General features: G+C 34.2%; 17 protein-coding genes and 4 tRNA genes. 3 read left to right on the forward strand and 18 right to left on the reverse strand.

Features of this window, described 5'->3' with window-relative positions; genetic code table 11:
• The first annotated feature begins 42 nt into the window (after window positions 1–42).
• Window positions 43–978, forward strand: a complete 936-nt coding sequence (locus ACXAHM_RS11635; protein ID WP_474960612.1) for a response regulator — start codon at window positions 43–45, stop codon at window positions 976–978.
• A gap of 24 nt (window positions 979–1,002) precedes the next feature.
• Window positions 1,003–4,353: a hybrid sensor histidine kinase/response regulator gene (locus tag ACXAHM_RS11640; protein WP_474960613.1), complete on the forward strand. Its 3,351-nt coding sequence runs from the start codon at window positions 1,003–1,005 to the stop codon at window positions 4,351–4,353.
• A 56-nt stretch (window positions 4,354–4,409) separates the two neighbouring features.
• On the opposite strand, the gene ACXAHM_RS11645 is transcribed toward ACXAHM_RS11640, so the two are convergent.
• The 6 genes from ACXAHM_RS11645 to ACXAHM_RS11670 all read right to left on the reverse strand — a co-directional run bounded on the left by ACXAHM_RS11645 (window position 4,410) and on the right by ACXAHM_RS11670 (window position 8,745).
• Window positions 4,410–5,051: a hypothetical protein gene (locus ACXAHM_RS11645; protein WP_474960614.1), complete on the reverse strand. Its 642-nt coding sequence runs from the start codon at window positions 5,049–5,051 to the stop codon at window positions 4,410–4,412.
• On the reverse strand, window positions 5,033–5,521 hold the full coding sequence (locus ACXAHM_RS11650) for an RNA polymerase sigma factor (protein WP_474960615.1): 489 nt from the start codon (window positions 5,519–5,521) through the stop codon (window positions 5,033–5,035). Before ACXAHM_RS11650 ends, ACXAHM_RS11645 begins: the two co-directional genes overlap by 19 nt.
• Window positions 5,512–5,922 (reverse strand): hypothetical protein, encoded by a 411-nt coding sequence (locus ACXAHM_RS11655; RefSeq protein WP_474960616.1) that lies wholly within the window; start codon window positions 5,920–5,922, stop codon window positions 5,512–5,514. Before ACXAHM_RS11655 ends, ACXAHM_RS11650 begins: the two co-directional genes overlap by 10 nt.
• A gap of 139 nt (window positions 5,923–6,061) precedes the next feature.
• Entirely contained in the window at window positions 6,062–6,250 is a 189-nt protein-coding gene (locus ACXAHM_RS11660; protein WP_474960617.1) for a hypothetical protein, read from the reverse strand.
• A 117-nt stretch (window positions 6,251–6,367) separates the two neighbouring features.
• On the reverse strand, window positions 6,368–6,766 hold the full coding sequence (locus ACXAHM_RS11665; RefSeq protein ID WP_474960618.1) for a cyclase family protein: 399 nt from the start codon (window positions 6,764–6,766) through the stop codon (window positions 6,368–6,370).
• Window positions 6,767–6,939: 173 nt separating this feature from the next.
• The gene (locus ACXAHM_RS11670; RefSeq protein WP_474960619.1) at window positions 6,940–8,745 is read right to left on the reverse strand and encodes an acyl-CoA dehydrogenase family protein; all 1,806 of its coding nucleotides are present in this window, start codon (window positions 8,743–8,745) and stop codon (window positions 6,940–6,942) included.
• 418 nt (window positions 8,746–9,163) lie between these two features.
• On the opposite strand from ACXAHM_RS11670, the gene ACXAHM_RS11675 reads away from it, so the two are divergent.
• Window positions 9,164–10,768, forward strand: a complete 1,605-nt coding sequence (locus ACXAHM_RS11675) for a fumarate hydratase (RefSeq protein ID WP_474960620.1) — start codon at window positions 9,164–9,166, stop codon at window positions 10,766–10,768.
• Window positions 10,769–10,991: 223 nt separating this feature from the next.
• On the opposite strand, the gene ACXAHM_RS11680 is transcribed toward ACXAHM_RS11675, so the two are convergent.
• The 12 genes from ACXAHM_RS11680 to ACXAHM_RS11735 all read right to left on the reverse strand — a co-directional run bounded on the left by ACXAHM_RS11680 (window position 10,992) and on the right by ACXAHM_RS11735 (window position 20,014).
• The gene (locus tag ACXAHM_RS11680; RefSeq protein WP_474960621.1) at window positions 10,992–12,233 is read right to left on the reverse strand and encodes a carboxypeptidase-like regulatory domain-containing protein; all 1,242 of its coding nucleotides are present in this window, start codon (window positions 12,231–12,233) and stop codon (window positions 10,992–10,994) included.
• An 89-nt stretch (window positions 12,234–12,322) separates the two neighbouring features.
• Window positions 12,323–13,009 carry a TIGR00266 family protein gene (locus ACXAHM_RS11685; RefSeq protein ID WP_474960622.1) on the reverse strand — a complete coding sequence of 229 codons (687 nt, stop codon included), beginning with the start codon at window positions 13,007–13,009 and terminating at the stop codon, window positions 12,323–12,325.
• Window positions 13,009–13,713: a TIGR00266 family protein gene (locus ACXAHM_RS11690; protein WP_474960623.1), complete on the reverse strand. Its 705-nt coding sequence runs from the start codon at window positions 13,711–13,713 to the stop codon at window positions 13,009–13,011. Before ACXAHM_RS11690 ends, ACXAHM_RS11685 begins: the two co-directional genes overlap by 1 nt.
• 2 nt (window positions 13,714–13,715) lie before the next feature.
• Complete coding sequence (locus tag ACXAHM_RS11695; protein ID WP_474960624.1) at window positions 13,716–14,378, reverse strand: TIGR00266 family protein; 663 nt, start codon at window positions 14,376–14,378, stop codon at window positions 13,716–13,718.
• Window positions 14,379–14,380: 2 nt separating this feature from the next.
• The gene (locus tag ACXAHM_RS11700) at window positions 14,381–15,526 is read right to left on the reverse strand and encodes a M48 family metallopeptidase (protein WP_474960625.1); all 1,146 of its coding nucleotides are present in this window, start codon (window positions 15,524–15,526) and stop codon (window positions 14,381–14,383) included.
• A gap of 333 nt (window positions 15,527–15,859) precedes the next feature.
• Window positions 15,860–16,432, reverse strand: coding sequence for a nicotinate (nicotinamide) nucleotide adenylyltransferase (gene nadD, locus ACXAHM_RS11705; protein ID WP_474960626.1), 573 nt, complete (start codon window positions 16,430–16,432; stop codon window positions 15,860–15,862).
• Window positions 16,433–16,451: 19 nt separating this feature from the next.
• Complete coding sequence (gene mnmC2, locus ACXAHM_RS11710; RefSeq protein WP_474960627.1) at window positions 16,452–17,126, reverse strand: tRNA (5-methylaminomethyl-2-thiouridine)(34)-methyltransferase MnmC2; 675 nt, start codon at window positions 17,124–17,126, stop codon at window positions 16,452–16,454.
• A gap of 103 nt (window positions 17,127–17,229) precedes the next feature.
• Window positions 17,230–19,326 (reverse strand): peptidylprolyl isomerase, encoded by a 2,097-nt coding sequence (locus ACXAHM_RS11715; protein WP_474960628.1) that lies wholly within the window; start codon window positions 19,324–19,326, stop codon window positions 17,230–17,232.
• Between the two features lie 257 nt (window positions 19,327–19,583).
• Window positions 19,584–19,656 (reverse strand) — tRNA-Gly (locus ACXAHM_RS11720).
• Window positions 19,657–19,664: 8 nt separating this feature from the next.
• Window positions 19,665–19,748: transfer RNA gene (locus ACXAHM_RS11725), tRNA-Leu, on the reverse strand.
• 102 nt (window positions 19,749–19,850) lie between these two features.
• A tRNA-Gly gene (locus ACXAHM_RS11730) sits at window positions 19,851–19,923 on the reverse strand.
• 7 nt (window positions 19,924–19,930) lie between these two features.
• A tRNA-Leu gene (locus ACXAHM_RS11735) sits at window positions 19,931–20,014 on the reverse strand.
• Between the last annotated feature and the right edge of the window lie 2 nt (window positions 20,015–20,016).

Raw genomic sequence — 20,016 nt, forward strand, 5'->3', positions numbered from 1 at the left:
AGCTGAGCTAATCAGCCAATCCTACATTAACAATCTATCAACATGACTGACAATAAATTTTGCATCTTAATTGTAGATGATGCTCCTGAAAATATTGATATACTTAGAGGCCTTTTAGGTAAAGAATATAAATTAAAAGTAGCCTTAAACGGTAAAAGAGCTATCGAATTGGCCAAATCTTCACCTCAACCTGATCTTATTCTTTTGGATGTTGTCATGCCTGAAATGGATGGGTATGAAGCTTGTCAAATTCTTAAAAATGACCCTGAAACAGAAGGGATAAGTATCGTTTTCTTAACGTCTAAAACTAGTACTGAAGATGAGCAAAAAGGATTTGCTTTAGGTGCTTCCGATTATATTAGAAAGCCTTTTGATCCAGACACAGTAATGTCGCGTATCAAAACGAGAGTTCGTATTGTTTCTCAAGAAAAAGAATTAAGGGAGCAAATTGAAAAACTAAAAAACCAATCAACACCAACCGCTTCAGGTCTTTCTGAAACGGAATTACAATCACTGGTCAATCAAGGTGAAAGTGAAATTTTAGAATTCAAATCCACGTTACGATTCAATTTATATACAAATAAAAATGAATCTAGAATTGAGAATCAATGCCTAAAAAGTGTAGCTGCTTTGCTTAATGGTAAAGGAGGATATCTTCTAGTAGGAGTTGATGATGATGGTAATGCTTTAGGAATGAAAAAGGATGGCTTCAAAAATGAAGACAAACTACTTTTGCACTGGCATAATTTATTAAGAGAATATCTTGGTGCCGACCTTGCGGGTGCTGTCAATACGAATGTTATCGATCTTCAAGGAGAAAGAGTAATGGTCATACATTGTGAACCGTCACCTCGTCCAGTATTCTTTTCAAGAGATTCTGATGAAGCATTTTATGTGCGTATGGGGAATTCAAGTCAAGCATTAAAACCAAGTGAAATGCTTTCTTATGTAGATTCTCGTTATGGTACTGCCCGTTAATTTTGACTTTAATAATCCTACATCATGACTACTTCAAAAGTACTGGATCCTAGATATAAAAATAAACGGGAGACCACATTTTTCATTATCGCTTCCTTACTGACTGCTATTGCTTTTTCATTTTTCGGATGGGAGTTATACCAATCTTACCGAGATTCTGAAAGAGAAAATAGAATCATTTGGAAAGTTTCTGCACTTCAAAAACAAATCATCTACTTTGATGAAGTACTAAGTACATCCACTAAACTCGCTGCTTTAACAGGAGAAAGAAAGTGGGAAGACAAGTACAGAGTGTATGAAGAAAAATTAGATGATGCGATCAAAGAAGCTCTTGTTTTAGAAGATGCAAAAGAGATTCGTAATCTATTAAAATCTACTAGTTCTGCTAACGAACGTTTGATTGAAATTGAAAACGAAGTCTTTCAATTGATTGCTCATGGTCACAAAGAGCAGGCTCTAGTACTTTTAGAAGGGGAAGAATATGCGGAGAATAAGGTAATTTATGCTGCTTCAATGGAAGAATTCTCTGAACTTTTAGATCGTCAAATCAAAATCATTTTCAACAATAAAGAAAAGCGTATCCGTATTGATCTTACGGGAGTGATTCTTTCAATTGTTGGAGCCATTGTCGGATGGATTTTGGTTTTTAGAATGAATAGAAGACTACATAGAAACCTTTACAGAAACAATACAAAACTTCAAGACAATCTTCAGGAACTTGAAGAATTAAATAAAAATCTCGATGAAATTGTTGAAAGCAGAACACAAGAACTTACCATTTTCAGGCGTTTTGCAGAGTCTTCTTCAAATGGCTTAATCATGGCTGATATTCATGATCAATCGATCATTTATGTCAATGAAGCCTTAAAAGATTTATTGGAAGAAGATCAACTCGACGCAATTTATGATAAGCCACTTCATAGTTACTATACGGAAGATTCTATTCAAAAAATTGAAAGGACAGTCATACCTGAAGTACGAAAAAATGGTTCTTGGACGGGTGAATTAAAATTAAAAACAGCCAACAACAAATACCTCTCTACTTTTGAAAATTATTTCTTAATAAAAAATGAAGTAGGAGAGCCGGTATATATTGCGGATGTTATTTTCGATATCTCTGATAGAAGAGCAGCTGAAGACGAATTAAAAGCAGCGAAAAATATCGCAGAAGAAGCAGCAAGTGCCAAAAGTATGTTCTTAGCCAATATGAGTCATGAGATTCGCACTCCGATGAACGCAATCATGGGACTGACCAACTTGGTATTAGATACTTCTCTTGATCCAAAACAAAAGGATTATCTAAAGAAAATACAGCTTTCATCTCAATCATTATTAGGTATTGTCAATGACGTACTCGATTTCTCTAAAATTGAAGCGGGTAAAGTAGATATCGAAAGCATCCATTATAATTTAAATGAAGATGTTCTTGAAAATATATCCACTGTAGTCGGTTTAAAAGCAAAAGAAAGAGGTATTGATCTTCAATTTGAAATTGCTTCTGAATTACCGAAGGTACTTAGAGGAGACCCATTGCGTTTAGGACAGATTATTTTAAATCTATTGAACAATGCTATAAAGTTTACCAAAAAAGGGAGCGTTACATTAAGGGCTTTTATCCAAGAAAAAGGGATCAATGGAGATCTTTTACGTATTGAAGTAACAGATACTGGTATTGGATTGACAGATGATCAAAAGCAACATTTATTTGAATCTTTTAATCAAGCAGATGCCTCTACTACGAGGAAATATGGAGGTACAGGACTTGGTTTAGCTATTTCCAAAAAACTTTCTGAATTAATGGGAGGTGAAATTGGAGTTGAATCTACCTATGGTATTGGATCGACTTTCTGGTTTACAGTAAGATGTGAAAGAGTGGATCCAACTACTTTGACATCCGCAAAAAATCCTCATCATATCAAGAGTTTAATCGGAAGTAAAGTATTAATTGTAGATGATCATCACGAGTCTTGCCTCATTCTAAACAAACACCTTGAAAGCTTTGGTTGTGAAGTGACAATTAAGAATAGTGGGGAAGAAGCTTTGACTTTGGTGGAAGAAACTAAAACGACTTTTGACTTTATTTTGATGGATTGGCGTATGCCAGGTATTGATGGTGTAGAAACAACAAAACGTATTCGACAGTTATCAAAAATCCATGCAACGACTGATATTCTAATGGTCACCGCTTATGATAAAGAAGAATTAGATCAGAAAATAGAAAAAGATCAAGTCTCTGGCATTATCACTAAGCCAATTGAAGAGCAAGAATTACTTGATACTTTACTTTCTAGATTTGGTTTTGCTGCTTCATCTGAATACAAAGGCACGCAAGAATTTCCTAAAAAAGTAGTAGGTGCGAAAGTTTTATTAGTAGAAGACAATGAAATTAATCAATTGATTGCTTCAGAAGTTCTTGCTAAAAATGGGGTATATATCGATGTAGTCAACAATGGAAAAGAAGGTGTTGATGCTGTGATTAAAGCTTACGAAGAAGGAGATCCTTATGAAGGTGTCCTAATGGATATTCAAATGCCAGTAATGGATGGTTACCAAGCTACAATCGAACTTCGTAAAGACCCTCGATTTAATGGGTTGCCTATAATCGCAATGACTGCCAACGCAATGTCTCAAGATAAAGATAGAGCAAGAGAAGCAGGCATGAATGATCACATCGCAAAACCTATCGAAAATGATCAGTTGTTTGCCATTATTGGACGTTGGATTGTTGCAAAAAATCCTGATAAACATACTCCTCCTTCTCCACAAGGTACTATTGAACTACCTAAACAAGAAGGTTTATTTATCGAAGGAATTGATACTGTCTCAGCCATTAAAAGATGTGGTGGAAATGAAGATTTGTTTATTAGTGTTCTCCAAAAATTTGCCGAAAAGCAAAAGAATGCCGGTAATCGATTAAGTACTTTAGAGCAACAACAAAACTTTAAATTATTACAAGAAGAAGCACATGCCATAAAAGGTGTGGCTGCTAATTTGGGTATTTCCAATGTTTCTACTCATGCAGAAGTAGTAGAACATGCATTAAAATATGAGAAAGGCTATACAAAAGTTTTATTGGACAACTTAATTCAAGAATTTAATAAAAGTTTAATGATTATCGATGCCTTCCTTCAAGGATATCATGGTGTTTCGGATGAAAATACTCCTCAAGAAATTATCGAAGATCTTACACCTTTCATTGATGAATTAAAAGAGCTTCTAGAAGCTGGTGACCCTGAAGCCGCTGAAGTCGTTAAGAAAATATTACCTTCTATTTCTGATAATGATACATTAGAACAACTCAAGGAAATTGAACAAAAAGTCAATCAATATGAGTTTGAAGAAGGATTATTTATTCTTAGTGTGACAGAGATCTAGATTGTTCTTTACATAGAAAAGCTCTAATTCTTTTACATTGAATTAGAGCTTTTTTTCTATTCTTCTAAATCCTTTATCATTTGCTTTATCCCATTCAACTCTGTTCCATAAATTTTATTGACCCAAAAGTCTGTAAATTTTGGAAAGAATTTCCGGAACATAAAAAAGGCTACAGTTAAGAATATAATTGATAGAACGACAACTTTTAAAGTTCTTTCATTTAACACCAATAATTCTGAAATATTAGAACCTCCTTCTTCCATACCAATTGACAGCCCTAAAGTATAACTGATAATCAATGTAACAGGAGTGATATAATAAATAATAAAACGTAACTGTTGCTTGTAACTCTTAATAATGTAAGCATGTACATTTTTTAGATATTCTAATGTATTTAAAGTATCAAATTCTTTTATTTTTCGAAGCCTAATCAGGTAATCAATAAAGTAAGGAACGAATGGAAAAACAAAAAATGCAATGATGCCCCAACGTCCAGTATAGACCCCAACAGGTATACTAATAGCAACAATTATTATCCACGTTGCTATCCACTCGATTTTCGTTTTGTTAATAATATTCTGAATTAAATTCATTGATTCTTTTTTATGAGATTTAGCTGTTTTTTCTACTGATTTTAATGATGGTGTAGTTTGATGCCCCTCAGTCCACACCTCTTTGATTAAGTCAAACTCTTCCATAACATATTCTCTTTTAGCTGTTTTTTGATTCGATTAATTTTTGCACCAACATTACTTTGTGTTATACCCATGACGTTGGCAATTTCATCATAAGAATGTTCTTCTAAATAAAGTAATATGATTCCTCGATCCACTTCCTTTAGTAATCGAATAGCTCTATATAATTCTTCCAAACGTTCTTCTTTTTCTGAAAAGGGAGGGAGCTGATCAATTTTCTCATTGATTTCAACAGTATCTAGCTTTTTCTTTTCTTTTTTCACAATTGAAAGACAATTATTCAACGTTACTCTATATACCCATGTGGATAACTTCGATTGATGTTGATAACTTTCTCTTGAACGCCAAAGTTGTAAACATACTTCTTGGAAATAGTCTTCAAACTCTTCTTGAGAATGAGCATAAGCACGGCAAATTTTATAGATAATTGCCTTATTGCTTTCGATATACTCTTCATAAAATTCTATAGACATCCGTTAGATTGTTTATTCGTATATACTGTACTAAGGTAAGACATAAAAGCATTCAACTTGCATTCAATGACGCTGTCAAAGTTCTTTCTTTCCATTTTTAAAGGAGAAATAAGTGTCTCATAAGCTGTGATTCTTAAACGATCTTGATTTTCTTCTCTTTCAAGACGAATGTAGCATTGTGCTGACATTAACCCTTCAAAAGAGGAAGCGAGGATAACATTACTTCCAATCATGAGCAAGTGAATCTCATTTTCTTGATTCTTGATATGCTTCATTCCATATTTTTTACTGACCTCTTGGATCAAAGTAAAAAATTCTGACTGTGTTCCTGAAAAAGGAAATGTTCTACTTGCTTTACTGTCGTGAAATAATAATGAAAAAGCTTCTGATAAGAGACTCATAATAGTTATGTTTTTAATTAATGTATATCGGGTTAGTAGCCACTTTTTCGAGTTTCTTACAAATGCCTTAATTTTTTTCAAAAAAAATACCCAAGTTCTAATTTTTAAAACTTGGGTATTTACAAAAATCTATAAATAATTATTCTTCCATCATTGCTACAACTCTTGCAGGAGCAGCCGATACACCAACAATTTTTAATGGAAAAACAGCAATTTTAAAACCTGAATAAGGCAAAGCATCCCAAAAAACATCATTACTCCCTGTTTTTTTGGCTTGTTCAATTTGATAAGGCAGTGGTAAATCCCATCCCCATGAATCAATGCCCATTACTTTTATGTCTTGATCAATCAAAAAGTACGGTTGCTTCAGCACTCATTCCAGTTCCTACTTTATGAAAATCTTCAGTTCCATTAAATTTATCTCTGCCTGTTTTGATTAAAACAATCATTTCTTCTTATAAGGATAATTATCCTTTTTTAAAAAACGAACTAAGTCTTCTTTCATAATAGGATCAACATCTTCTTTGTGTTTCATATCTATCACAAGACCTTCACCATAACACCAATCTAAGGGAACTTGATCAATCGTTTTTGCTTTTTTCTCTGCCACAGTAGGAGAGTAGTGCCAAGGTGCATCGATATGAGTAGTGGAATGAACTCCCATTTTTTCAATGATATCATCTGCCCAGCCATCAAATCCTTTAGGGAATAATTTAAAGGGAAGACCTAAAAATCGTATCAGCCATTTTGCTTTACTGTGGGGTTTATGTTTGATTTTTACTCGCATAAACCAAGGGTCTTTTTTATTGAACTGTATTGGTTTTGAAAGATCAATTATCTTCATAGCTCATTTATTAGTTTAAGTTTTTGAATTTCATTTTTACTCAATTTAAATTAAATTTTAGAAGCAAAAAAAGCCAACCCGAATCAGGTTGGCTTTTTCTTTTCATGTAACCAAGTATTTAATCGTCCTATTTAATCTTGCCGTCACTCGATAGGCAAGACAAATATTTTATATTAAATGACGAAGAAAGGATACGCTTCCTTCTCAATTAATGTATCTGCTAACTCTCTACGTAACACGTGAATGTTTTCTAAATCATATTTAGTGAAACGTTTCAAGCCCATCAACATCACTTTTTGCTCATCACCTTTAGCGATACCAGCAATTGCTTCTCTACCAGAAGTTGCTACTGATTCTGCAGCCTCACGGATAAACACTTTAGAGATATTGATTTGTTCTTTGCAAGCTTCCTCACCTTTATCTTCTACCATTTTCTCAGTACGTAGAATTGCTGATTCTGCTGCATAAATTTGAATCAACATATCAGCAACATTCATAAGGATTTCTTGCTGATCATTGATTTTAGCTTCAAATACTTGAACTGCTCTACCAGCAACCATTAAAGCTGCCTTTTTCAAGCGTTTCAAGATATCTTTTTCTATGTTGAATAGGACAGAAGCATCGATAGTTTCGAATGAAGGAACTGAAGTAAGCTCTTTAGCAACGTCCATTGCTGGTGACACAATATCTAATTCACCTTTCATAGCACGCTTGATCATCATGCCTACTAACAACATACGGTTGATTTCGTTTGTACCTTCATAAATTCTTGAGATACGAGCATCACGGTAAGCTCTTTCCATTGGAGCATCCGCTGAGAATCCCATACCACCATAAACTTGAACACCTTCGTCTACTACGAAATCTAAAGTTTCTGAACCGAATACTTTAAGGATAGCACATTCAATAGCGAATTGCTCAACACCTTTTAATTTTGCTTTTGCTTCATCCATACCACTTGCTAAAAGCTCATCAGTATGGTCTTCAATATTTTGACCAGCTCTATAACACATTGACTCTATCACATAAGTCTTTGTTGCCATCTGCGCTAATTTTTGCTTGATTGCACCAAAGTTTGAAATAGGTTGTTTGAACTGCTTACGTTCTTTTGAATATTTGATCGCATGGTTAATTACCGCACGACAACCTCCTAACACACCTGCACCCAATTTAGCTCTACCGATATTTAAGATATTTACGGCGATTTTAAAACCGTTTTCTCTTTCAGAAAGCATATTCTCAGCAGGAACCTTACAGTCATTGAAGAATACTTGACGAGTAGAAGACCCTTTGATCCCTAGTTTTTCTTCTTCTTCGTTCATTGTAATACCACCGAACGATTTTTCTACGATAAATGCTGTGTGATTTTTATCGTCTCCGATTTTAGCGAAAACAATAAATACATCTGCAAAACCAGCATTAGAGATCCACATTTTTTGTCCTGTTAATAGGTAATGCTTTCCATCTTCTGTTGGTACTGCTTTCGTTTTACCAGAGTTTGCATCCGAACCTGCATCTGGCTCAGTAAGTGCATAAGCTGCTGCCCATTCACCTGTAGCTAATTTTGGTAAGTACTTTTCTTTTTGAGCTTCAGTACCGTAGTACAAAATTGGAAGTGTACCAATACCAGTATGTGCTCCATAAGTTGTTGAGAATGAACCTGCTTCGCCAAAAATATCTGCAATTAACATAGAAGTGTTAAAGCTCATGCCTAAACCTCCCATCTCTTCAGGTACTGAGATACCTAATAGACCTAAGTCACCTGCTTTCGCAAATATTTGTTCTACTAATTCCCAATTGTGACCATCGATTTCTTTTGCATTAGGTGTAATTTCTTGATCGATAAAGTCTTTTGTGGCTTGAGCCATCATTACCTGTTCTTCTGAAAATTCTTCTGGTGTGAAGATTTCATTCGCCTCTGTTTCGCGGATTAAAAATTCTCCGCCCTTAATTGCTTTTTGATTGGTTACAGTATTCATTGTTCTGTAAGTTATGTGTTGTTTTTTGGATATAAATAAACGTCGGGTGTTTATTTATGTGTTGTCTATTGGATGTATAATTTCTTAAGAAAAGCCACTTAATAGATTGTATTACGAAAGTGACTCTTCATTTATAAATGTATGCAAGCATAACACTTATTTTCAAATATATGAAAATTATTATGCAAGCATAACAAAAAAGCAAAAAAATGTTCATTTAACGCTTAATTTTTATAAAAAAGCCTTTTATAAGACTATAATTGAGGAGAAACCATTCATTTTTTACGAGAATCATTAAAATCTATTTACGATTTATGACTAATCTCACTTATGTATTGACGAATGCATTGTATTTTTGCAGAGTTAATATTTGCATAAGCAGTTTGACACCTAACAGTAAATAAAAATAGAACAGACAATGAGCGATTTTTTTTATCAGAAACCTTTCCCGATAAAGGATGATACCACAAAGTATAGATTATTAACCAAAGATTATGTTTCTACAATTGAAGTAGATGGACGTAAATTTTTAAAAGTAGATCCTAAAGGGTTAGAATTACTTTCTCAAGAAGCCATGGCGGATGTATCTTTTTACCTTCGTACAGCTCACTTAGAAAAAGTAGCCAAAATCTTAGATGATCCAGAAGCTTCTGATAATGATCGTTTCGTTGCTCGTACATTATTACAAAATGCAGCTGTAGCAGCAGAGGGACAATTACCATCTTGTCAAGATACAGGTACTGCTATTGTGGTTGGTAAAAAAGGAGAAGGTGTTATTACCGGAGCCAATGATGCTGAGGCATTATCACGTGGTATTTATGAAACGTATAAAAATAGAAACCTACGTTACTCTCAAGTTGTTCCATTAACAATGACTGAAGAGAAAAATACAGGTACAAACCTTCCTGCACAAATCGACATCTACTCTGAACAAGGTAACTCTTACGAGTTCTTATTCATGGCAAAAGGTGGTGGATCTGCAAACAAAACTTTCTTATATCAACAAACAAAAGCATTATTAAACGAAGAAAGTTTAACTGCTTTTGTAAAAGAAAAATTAAAGTCAATTGGTACAGCAGCTTGTCCTCCTTATCACTTAGCATTTGTAGTAGGTGGTACTTCAGCAGAGGCTAATATGGCAACTGTTAAGAAAGCATCAGCAGGATATTATGATCACTTACCTACAGAAGGTAACATGGGTGGTCAGGCATTCCGTGATGTTGAGTGGGAAGAAAAAATTCAAAAAATATGTCAAGAGAGCTTGATTGGTGCTCAATTCGGTGGTAAATATTTCACGCACGATGTGAAAGTAGTTCGTTTACCTCGTCACGCCGCTTCTTGTCCAGTAGGTATTGGTGTTTCTTGTTCAGCTGACCGTAATATCAAAGCGAAAATCAACGAAGATGGTATTTGGTTAGAAGAATTAGAAAGAAATCCTCGTCGTTTGATCCCTACAGAAGAGTCTCAAATGGATAATCCTGTGGATATCGACTTGAACCGTCCGATGGAAGAGGTTTTAGCAGAATTATCAAAATATCCAATCAAAACGCGTTTGAACTTAAAAGGTACATTGATTGTAGCTCGTGACATTGCTCATGCTCGTATCAAGGAAATGCTTGATAATGGTGAGGAGATGCCTGAGTACTTCAAAAACCACCCAATCTATTATGCAGGTCCTGCGAAAACTCCAGAAGGAATGCCTTCAGGATCATTTGGACCAACAACAGCAGGTAGAATGGATCCTTATGTAGGACCTTTCCAAGCAAAACGTGGTTCAATGATCATGTTAGCAAAAGGTAACCGTTCACAACAAGTAACAGATGCTTGTAATGAACATGGTGGATTCTACTTAGGATCAATCGGTGGTCCTGCTGCAATTCTTGCAAAAGAAAATATCAAATCTGTGGAATTGGTTGACTTTGAAGATTTAGGAATGGAAGCGGTTCGTAAAATCGAAATCGAAAACTTCCCAGCCTTCATCATTGTTGATGACAAAGGAAATGACTTCTTCGCAGAATTATAATTCTGTGCTGACAGTTACATAGATTTCAAAAATATAAATCCCTTACAGTTTGTGCTGTAAGGGATTTTTTTATTTAGGGAGCAAAAATTATATCACCAACATAGTTCCCAAATTTATATCCGTATTGAATTATTTTGAGAGTTGCTAGTACTATAAACATGCCCGTAGCTATTTGTCCTTCTTTAGAACCTAAACTTTTACCATTTCATAGTTAATTTTTTGTTTATAATTCACTTTCAATATAAGTCAATGTTGAGTTTATCATCCATTTAAAACGTTTACTATCTTTCCATTCTCCTAAAATTGAACGTTTTGTCAAACCTTTCTTTTTCCCTGTCATTCCAATATATGGTACTTCAAGATTTGCATCAACCCACTGAAATGCCACGTAAAAGCTTTTTTCAGTGATGATATATTGATTTTTTAGATCAACTTTTAACCATCCTTTTTCTAAATCAGAGTTAATGATTATTTGCTCTTTCAAAATTGAATTACCAGGTAAGTTTAACTTTTCATCTTTCTCATAAATGTTAGCTAGGAGCGTAAACTGTTTCCTTTCTCGATTATTGACATATACCCCTACTTCCTTGATCCATACTTTTCTAGTATTAATAAATTCTTGAGCAATCTCTGTACCTTCTTTACCTCCAACGACAAAACCAGATGTATTTGTTTTTCCTTTATCTCCTACAATTTTAGTCTTAAGATTTAAACCTTTTTCTTTGATTGTTACTTCCTCGAGAATTGTCTCTTTACTTTTCAGTTGAATTATTTTATTTTGTTTTAAATCTTTAAGAGGAAGTTTTTGTTCTTTATATGATATATGTCTTACTGTTATTTCAAGATTATTTTGATTTGTTGGTAAATCCATCTTAAAATTACCTTCCACTGATGAAACAGTACCATATTCTGAATTTTCTATACCTATAGTAACAAAAGGAATACCTTCACCTTTACTATTGATAATTCTTCCCTCTAATTTATTGAGTATCTTTTTTCCAATTTTAATATTTCTTATGGGCGACTTTGTAATAGTAGTTTCATTCGTTCTATAACCAATTCCTATTAATTCAATAGGGGTCTTTCGATAAGACTTTACAAGTTCACTTACCTTTTTTCTTAATGCTAACTCTGAATTATACTCAACTCCAGATAAATCTATGCAATCCGCAATATACATCCCTTTTAAATGAGAAATTTCTTCAGTATACATCTCTATACTTTTTATAGCTAAAGATGTATTCCCATTAATTAGATGATATAATAAAAGACTGTCTTTACAACTAAACTCAAAATACCAAGAATCTATCTCTTGATTATTTTTTTGACTTCCTTCGAAAGAATTGACTATAATTTTGTCTCGTATTTCATCATAGTTTACATTTTTAGCTTTTTGAGCGAAAGAAATATTTGAGCTAAATGTTATAAATAATACCAGTAATAAATGAGTTTTATTTGAGATCATATTTAGTTTTAAAGAATATTTAGTAGTAGTTAGTTTTATATGGGACAAGAAGATAGCCTTTCAAAGTTTGAAAGGCTATCAATCATTTATTAATTATTATTCTTAACAGGCCTGTAAGGATGAACCCAACTCAAGAAAGGACTAATTTTCCTTGTCTGAATCCATACTTTTCCTGATCCAGAAAATTTACATACAAGACCTTCTCCTGAGAAGAAAAGTGATTTATAACCACCAACTTTAGAAACTTTGTATTCTAAACCTTCTGTAAATGCCACAATATGTCCTGTATCTACTACATATCCATCCGTAACATCTACCTCTATAATTCCTCCGTAAGAGTTAAAAAATAAGTCTCCAACTCCAGAACATTTAATTAAAAATAAGTTCTCTCCAGAGAAGAAACCTTTCATAAGTCCTTGAAATTTCGTTTCGATTTCAATACCCATTGAAGAAGCGACATAAGCTGAATTTTGAAGATATATCGTTTCATTTTCTAAGTAAACGTGATCAACATCTCCTGGTGCATTTGGTGCAATTTGGATTTGTCCGGGACCATGTTCTGCTTCAAATTCATTGATAAATAGAGATTCACCAGTTAAAAACCTTCCTAAACCTCCTTTAAATTTAGTATGCATCTTAATATTTGTATCCATGGTCGCCATGGCTGATGCTTCTACTTTTATTTTTTCTCCTGCTGGAATATCAACAGTAATAAATCCGTAATCTGGTTTACAATCAAACGTAAAGTTTAATCCTTTTTTGTCTACCGCTTCCATTAGCTTCTTGGTTTTAATTTTGGTCCTAATAAACTACCGAATGATGATGGGTTATGAGATTGTACCCATATTGTTCCTTTTCCACTAAACTTACAAACAAGTCCTTCGCCACCTAAGAATGAACTTACCCAGCTTTTTCCTGCTTTTGTAATTTTGAAATTTAATGACTCATCAAAAGCCACAATATGTCCGGTATCTACGATGTAATCACCATTTATTTCAATTGGATAAATGGCACCAAATGAATTCACGATTACAGTTCCATTACCATTAAGGTTTAACCAAAATAAACCTTCTCCTGAAAAAGCACTTTTCATTCCTTGCCAGTTAAAATCGACTTCTATATCTGGCGAAGATGCAACATAACTTCCTCCTTGAACAATAATACCTTCTCCACTTAATTCATGAGCCATCATATCACCGGCAAGTGTAGTACCTAACCAAACTGTACCACTGCCATTCACTGATGTGTAATGATTCATGAAAAAGCTTTCTCCAGATAATAACCTTTTCAGTGCTTTTCCTATTCCTCCAGAATTCTTTTTATGTGTCGAAGTAGTCATTTGGATATTAGGACTCATAGCGATCATAGCTCCAGCTTCTGCTGTGAAATGCTCGCCTTCTTGTAGTTCTATTTTTACTGCTGAAGAGCCAGGTCTCATGACTATTTCAGCATTTAAGTGATTCTTGATAATTCCTTCCATTGCTAAAATATATTTTTATTCACCCATGATGATAATCCTGACATACTTCTTGTCTGAATGATTACCTTACCTTTTCCTTCGACTCTTGTGACCAATCCTTCACCTCCAAATAGAGATGAAAATATCCCTCCAGATAATTGAGGTTTTAATTTCATATCTGGTTCATAGGCTACCAAGTGGCTTGTATCTACAATATATTCTCCATTTATTTCTTTTTCGAGTAAACCACCGAATGCTCCAAAAATTATTTGTCCGTGACCTGAAACCATAAGTTTAAAAAGGCCTTCACCACCAATCCATGATCCAAATCCAGCATATTTCACTCCTAGATTTACACCCGGAGTAGAGGCAATATATGCTCCTCCTTGTAAACAATAGCTTTCTCCATTCAGCTCTTTTACTTGCATATCACCAGGAGTAGCCTGCGTAATAGTTAGTTCTAAAGTTTTGGATGTGTTGTTTGTGTAGTGATTAATAAAAAATGATTCGCCTCCAAAAAGCTTTTTGACAATTGCTTTTAGAAAGCCTCCATTTAATTTCGCATCTACATCTAATTCAGCAGACATACTAGACATTGCATCTGACTCCGCGATAAATGTTTCCCCAGGCTCCAATTTTATATGAGCATGGGCAAATACAGGTTTGCCTTTAATTTCTAAGTCCATGGTTATTGATTTATTTCAATTAAAACAGCTGATTTAAAATCGGCATAGTCCGATAAATAGTCAGCATATTCTCGAGTAGTTTGTTTTTCTAATTTATCCTCTAAATAATTAATTCTTTTTTGCGTATCGGGGTGTGTTGATACAAAAGCAATTAAACTATCTATTTTCGAAGGTTCATTTTCTTCTTCTAATTTTTTAAAGAAAGTAATCATTCCTTCAGGGTTCATTTTTGCATCATTGAGGTATTCCCAGCCTTGTATATCTGCTTCTTCTTCGTAACCTCTAGAATAAGATAACGATTGTAATTCTACTGCACTTTCAGAAAGTGTTGCTGCAACAGCTGAAGCATCTCCAAAAAATAATGATACAACGGAGAACAACCCTACTTTATTAATCATTCCTCTTACATGATGACGTAAGGTAACATGTGAAATTTCATGGGCTAAAACTCCTGAAACTTCATCCCAAGAATTTGATTTTTTTATTAATCCAGAATTAATCACTACTTTTCCTCCCGGAAGAGCAAAAGCATTTACTGTAGGATCTTCGGCAATGAAATATTCAATTCTGAACCCTTCTGCAGTAGCCTGTTTTGTTAGTGGCTCCATTTCTTTTGAAAGAACATTTACCAACGAATCATTCTCTAATACTTTATACTCTTCTTCAACTAATGAAAAAAGTTGATCACCCATTTCTTGTTCCCATTCTACAGGAATTGAGTTTGCAGTTGAAGTAACAATATTTTCTTTAAATAAATAAAGGGTAACAACAGTAAGAATACATATACTCACAATTGCCAAAACTCCTCTATAAAGACCATTGATTTTACTTTTTGTTGATGAAATTGCTTCTTTAAATTGAGATGTACTCAACAATTCTTCATCTTTCAAAATAGATTTATCTTTTGTATAAATAGAAATTTCTTTCTCTCCTTCCTGCTTAAAGAATACAAATTGATCTGATGCTCCTCCTGCTTCTAAAATTAATTTTGAAAAAGGAATAGTATAAACAACTTCATCTACTTCAATCAATACTACTTTATTGTAAATATATAATTTACCCGCACCTCTTCCTGTTGGTAAGTCCGGATGGATTAATATTCCTTGATAGGATTGTTTAGGAAGTTTATAATCTGTTTGAATAGGCATTATTGCGATTTAAAAATAAACAAAAAATGTTTGCTCTGATTAGTTAGTACATCTATAAATCTCGTGTAAAATCACCAATTTAACAAAGTGTTTTATCTATTTTATGAAATAAAAATGTAGGTTTTCCATTAAAATATATTATACGAAATTGTTTATAGTTCAAATATATATACCTACTTAAAGTCATTACACCATATTTAGTTGATCTTCAAAAAAAATAACTTTCTACCTTTTTATTCCATTGGTCTAAAATTAGAACCTAACTTTTTCAGTGATTTAATGAACGATTAAAAAAAGGCTTAGTAGATTTTCAAACTCTACTAAGCCTTTTCTTTATTTATAAAAACCTTTACTCTGAATTAAGGTTCTAACACCTTCTGGCACTAAGTAACGGAAGTCTTTTTCATTTTTAATACTATTTCTGATATGTGTAGCAGAAATATCTACCATCGGAGCCTCAATCAGTTTCACATTCTTATGTTCTTTCAAATCTGAAGGTTTTGCATGAGGTCTTGGATAAACCAATAAACCATAATCTTCAAGGATAATTTCATGGTTTTTCCACTTTCTAAAACCCGCTAGATTATCTTCTCCTACAATGACTTTAAAAGAGTGTTTAGGATGTCTTTCTTGTAAATAAACAAGAGTATCCACTGTATAGCTTGGCTTAGGCATTCTAAATTCAATATCAGATGCTCTAAACTTATAGTTATCTTGGATAGCAGCATTTACCATATCCAAGCGATCAAATTCATGTAATAGTGTATTTCTTTTTTTAAAAGGATTTTGAGGAGAAACGACAAACCATACTTCATCGACTTCACCACTTTGCACCATTGCATTCGCTAAAATTAAATGTCCTATATGGATAGGATTAAAAGAACCGAAAAATAAACCTGTTTTCATTATTCTATTATTACACCAATTACTTCTTCCAACCTCTCAACATCTCTCTTTTACCTGGAGGTCCTGGATATCTTTCTACATCATAACCAACACTCACCAAATCTCTTCTCAATTGTCCTTTTGCACAATATGTCACAAATAAACCTCCTTGTTTATTGACTTCAAAACATTTCTCCAAATTCTCAACATACCAAACCTCAGGTTGCTTATTTGGAGCAAATGCATCAAAGAAAATAACATCAAATGTCTTTCCTTCTGCATTGAAATCTTGAAGAGTCATTTTCTTTTTCACTAAAGTGAAGTTAGGGAGAATTTTTACTTCTCCCTCCCAATTGGATTGATGAATTTCCTTAAAATAGATTGTTAAATTATCATCTAATAAACCTGTATAATTTAATCCTGCTATTAGTTCCTGGCTTAATGGAAAAGGTTCTAAAGTAATCATATAAAAATCATGATCAGGGTTTTTCAAAGCTTGTTCAATCATTAAAATAACATTCAAGCCCGTTCCCATACCTACCTCTAGGATGGAAGTATTTTCTTTTCCTTCTCTGATATCTTCCCATCCAGACTTGATAAATACATATCTTGATTCTGTCAAGGCACCATGATTAGAATGATACGTTTCATTTAATTCTTCATTAAATAGAGAACTCGAACCATCACTTGTTTCTATGATTTTAATCTTTCCCATTTTTTCTTCCTCTTTATCTTTTCTCGAAAGTAAAAAAAACTTCCTATAAACAAAAAGAGACCACCCTTTTGAGGTAGTCTCTTTGATATATCTTAACGAGTTCCTAGAAGAACTTGTAACGCTCATCTTTAACATCAGAAAGTGTTTTCACAGCTTCTAAGATGTTGTAGTTAGCAGATCTGTTGTATCTACCTTCAACTTGTTTTTGGTAGATAGAGTAATCAGCAGTTTCTAAAGCTTTTTCAGCTTTTCTAACTTTCACGATTACTACACTGTTTTCATCAACGATTGGTGCAGAAGTTTGACCTTCTTTAAGACCAAATGCAGTACCAATAGTTTTTGGAGCAATTCCAATACCTTGGATAGATACGTCGTTTAATGAAAGATCAGTAGCGATATCTGCTTTAGCACCGTTACCATAAGCTTTTCTGATTTCTTCAATAGAACCAGATGCTTTTGATAATTTAGCTAAGATAATTTCAGCTTTCTTTGCTTTTTTCGCTTCAACGATTACTTCGTTTTTCACATCAGCAAAATCAGCGATACCTTCTTCACGTGCATCAATAAGAGTAGCAACAACAAAACGATCATCTAAGTCAAATACTTCTGATACATCATTGATGTCTGCATCATTGTAAGCCCAGCGGATGATTTGTCTAACTTGATTACCTCTTAAGCTATTGATAAATGAAGCTGAAGGAGCAATAGTTAATGCTTGCTCGATGAAGATTTTTTGCTCTTCTGCTAATTTTTCGAAATCAGATCTTCCACCTTTTGCTGAAGAAGCAAATACTGAAGCCTTACGGTAAGCTTCGTTGATCGTTGCATCAGAAGCAGAAAGTTTCTTTTCTACGATCGCCAAGTCGTATTTTGTTTTCGTCTTAGTAGCAGTTACATTGATAATATGGTATCCGAAGTCAGTTTTGATTACTCTGTTGATTAAACCAGTTTTTCTTGCTGAGAATACTGCTTTATCAAAAGCAGGAACCATACGACCTTCAGTGAACCACTGTAAATCTCCACCTCTTGATTTAGTAGTAGGAGCAGCGTCACCTAATTTCTTTGCTAAAGTAGCGAAGTCTTCACCACCTTGAATTTTCTTTAAAGTAGCATAAGCTTCTTTTTTTGCAGCAGCATCATCTTTATCATTTTTGAATAAGATGTGAGATGCTCTTGCTGAATAAATAGTATCTTCTGAAGTACCTAATACTTTGTAGTCTCTGAAAGCACTAGCAGCGAAGTAAGGACCATAAACTTTACCTTGCTCTAAGTTATCAGCGTCTAATACCGTAGGAAGACCTGTCATGTTTACAGACATGAAGTTTGTTGCTCCTTCAGAGTTAGCTTCTACGAAAGCTGAGTCATTGCTAGTTCTTTCGAATGCTCTAGCTAAGTCAGACATATCAGCTTCTAAATTCTTTTTATCCACATCTGATGGCTTCACTAAGAAACTTACAAATTCGATACCTCTGTTAGCATCTCTTTTGAATTCATCTTTGTGAGCACTATAGTATGCTTTTGCATCAGCGTCAGATACGTTTGCAACTGAATCAGGAACTGAGTAGAAAGGAACATTTACGAAAGCGATCTCCACTTTGTCATTTTGCTTCTCATACTCTTTCTTTCCTTCTAAATCAGTAGCAAAGTAAGTTCTTGAAATCAAGTTTTCATATTTGATACGCTCACGAGAAGTTCTGATTTGCTGCTCGAAGCTTAAGAATTGTTGATATTGAGGAGAATTAGGACCTTGTTGCTTTAAAGAAGAAAGGTACATTTTGATGTTCTCTCTGCTTACCTGTCCAGTAGAATCTCTAAAGTATTGACCGAATTCAGGAGCAATGTTGTTTCCAGAGATTAGATCGTCTAATTCTTCATTTGTGATAGTGATACCAAGTTCTTCCATTTGGTTGCCATAAGCAACGCGGTAGATTAATTCATTCCAAGCCATTTGACGAACACCATTCATTTGTTGCTCATTCGGAGGAGTTGGGTAATTTGCTTTTATCGCGTCGATAATTTCACCAAATTGACTGTATTCAATTTTTTGTCCATCGATTTCACCAACAATTTGCTTGTTGTCTCCTAATAATCTTGAGTTAGGTGACATTAAGTCGCCTCCCACCATAAATAAAATCAGACCTATTGCGATTGCTCCAACCGCAACACCAGATTTCTCTCTGATCTTTGTAATTAATGCCATGTTAAACTAAAAAATAATGCTTTATATATGAATCTGTTCGTATTATATATCTTAATGTTTCTAGGTTGTTACTGTCAAATATTCTTTTGCAATCATTAACTAATTTGTCAGTTCAACTAAAGTCACTTTGTGATATTAAAAACATGCAAATGTAAGAAGTTTCATCGATAGCAGCACAAATAAATCCAAAAAATTGTATGAATAACACCAAAAAAGATATAAAAAAAAGCCTAACAGTATTACTGTTAGGCTTTTAGAGCGAAAAACGGGGTTCGAACCCGCGACCTCAACCTTGGCAAGGTTGCGCTCTACCAGCTGAGCTATTTTCGCATACTTAGTACCAGGAGTGGGAATCGAACCCACACGAGGTTGCCCTCACAAGATTTTAAGTCTTGCGCGTCTACCAGTTCCGCCATCCCGGCTCATCTACCACAAGGATAAATGAAAAGTATTTTCTTGTTTTTATTGAAAGGAAGTCAAGTCTTCCTTATTTCCTTAGCTATCCAAAATAACTTGGCACTTAGAGCGAAAAACGGGGTTCGAACCCGCGACCTCAACCTTGGCAAGGTTGCGCTCTACCAGCTGAGCTATTTTCGCAGCTTAGTACCAGGAGTGGGAATCGAACCCACACGAGGTTGCCCTCACAAGATTTTAAGTCTTGCGCGTCTACCAGTTCCGCCATCCCGGCTC

It is taken from the genome of Flammeovirga sp. AWQ4_249, from assembly GCF_056161045.1.

Excerpts from the sequence above, each read along its gene's own strand:
- ACXAHM_RS11635 (WP_474960612.1), top strand. The coding sequence starts at position 43 with ATGACTGACAATAAATTTTGCATCTTAATTGTAGATGATGCTCCTGAA.
- ACXAHM_RS11640 (WP_474960613.1), top strand. The coding sequence starts at position 1,003 with ATGACTACTTCAAAAGTACTGGATCCTAGATATAAAAATAAACGGGAG.
- ACXAHM_RS11645 (WP_474960614.1), bottom strand. The coding sequence starts at position 5,051 with ATGGAAGAGTTTGACTTAATCAAAGAGGTGTGGACTGAGGGGCATCAA.
- ACXAHM_RS11650 (WP_474960615.1), bottom strand. The coding sequence starts at position 5,521 with ATGTCTATAGAATTTTATGAAGAGTATATCGAAAGCAATAAGGCAATT.
- ACXAHM_RS11655 (WP_474960616.1), bottom strand. The coding sequence starts at position 5,922 with ATGAGTCTCTTATCAGAAGCTTTTTCATTATTATTTCACGACAGTAAA.
- ACXAHM_RS11660 (WP_474960617.1), bottom strand. The coding sequence starts at position 6,250 with ATGGGCATTGATTCATGGGGATGGGATTTACCACTGCCTTATCAAATT.
- ACXAHM_RS11665 (WP_474960618.1), bottom strand. The coding sequence starts at position 6,766 with ATGAAGATAATTGATCTTTCAAAACCAATACAGTTCAATAAAAAAGAC.
- ACXAHM_RS11670 (WP_474960619.1), bottom strand. The coding sequence starts at position 8,745 with ATGAATACTGTAACCAATCAAAAAGCAATTAAGGGCGGAGAATTTTTA.
- ACXAHM_RS11675 (WP_474960620.1), top strand. The coding sequence starts at position 9,164 with ATGAGCGATTTTTTTTATCAGAAACCTTTCCCGATAAAGGATGATACC.
- ACXAHM_RS11680 (WP_474960621.1), bottom strand. The coding sequence starts at position 12,233 with ATGATCTCAAATAAAACTCATTTATTACTGGTATTATTTATAACATTT.
- ACXAHM_RS11685 (WP_474960622.1), bottom strand. The coding sequence starts at position 13,009 with ATGGAAGCGGTAGACAAAAAAGGATTAAACTTTACGTTTGATTGTAAA.
- ACXAHM_RS11690 (WP_474960623.1), bottom strand. The coding sequence starts at position 13,713 with ATGGAAGGAATTATCAAGAATCACTTAAATGCTGAAATAGTCATGAGA.
- ACXAHM_RS11695 (WP_474960624.1), bottom strand. The coding sequence starts at position 14,378 with ATGGACTTAGAAATTAAAGGCAAACCTGTATTTGCCCATGCTCATATA.
- ACXAHM_RS11700 (WP_474960625.1), bottom strand. The coding sequence starts at position 15,526 with ATGCCTATTCAAACAGATTATAAACTTCCTAAACAATCCTATCAAGGA.
- nadD (WP_474960626.1), bottom strand. The coding sequence starts at position 16,432 with ATGAAAACAGGTTTATTTTTCGGTTCTTTTAATCCTATCCATATAGGA.
- mnmC2 (WP_474960627.1), bottom strand. The coding sequence starts at position 17,126 with ATGGGAAAGATTAAAATCATAGAAACAAGTGATGGTTCGAGTTCTCTA.
- ACXAHM_RS11715 (WP_474960628.1), bottom strand. The coding sequence starts at position 19,326 with ATGGCATTAATTACAAAGATCAGAGAGAAATCTGGTGTTGCGGTTGGA.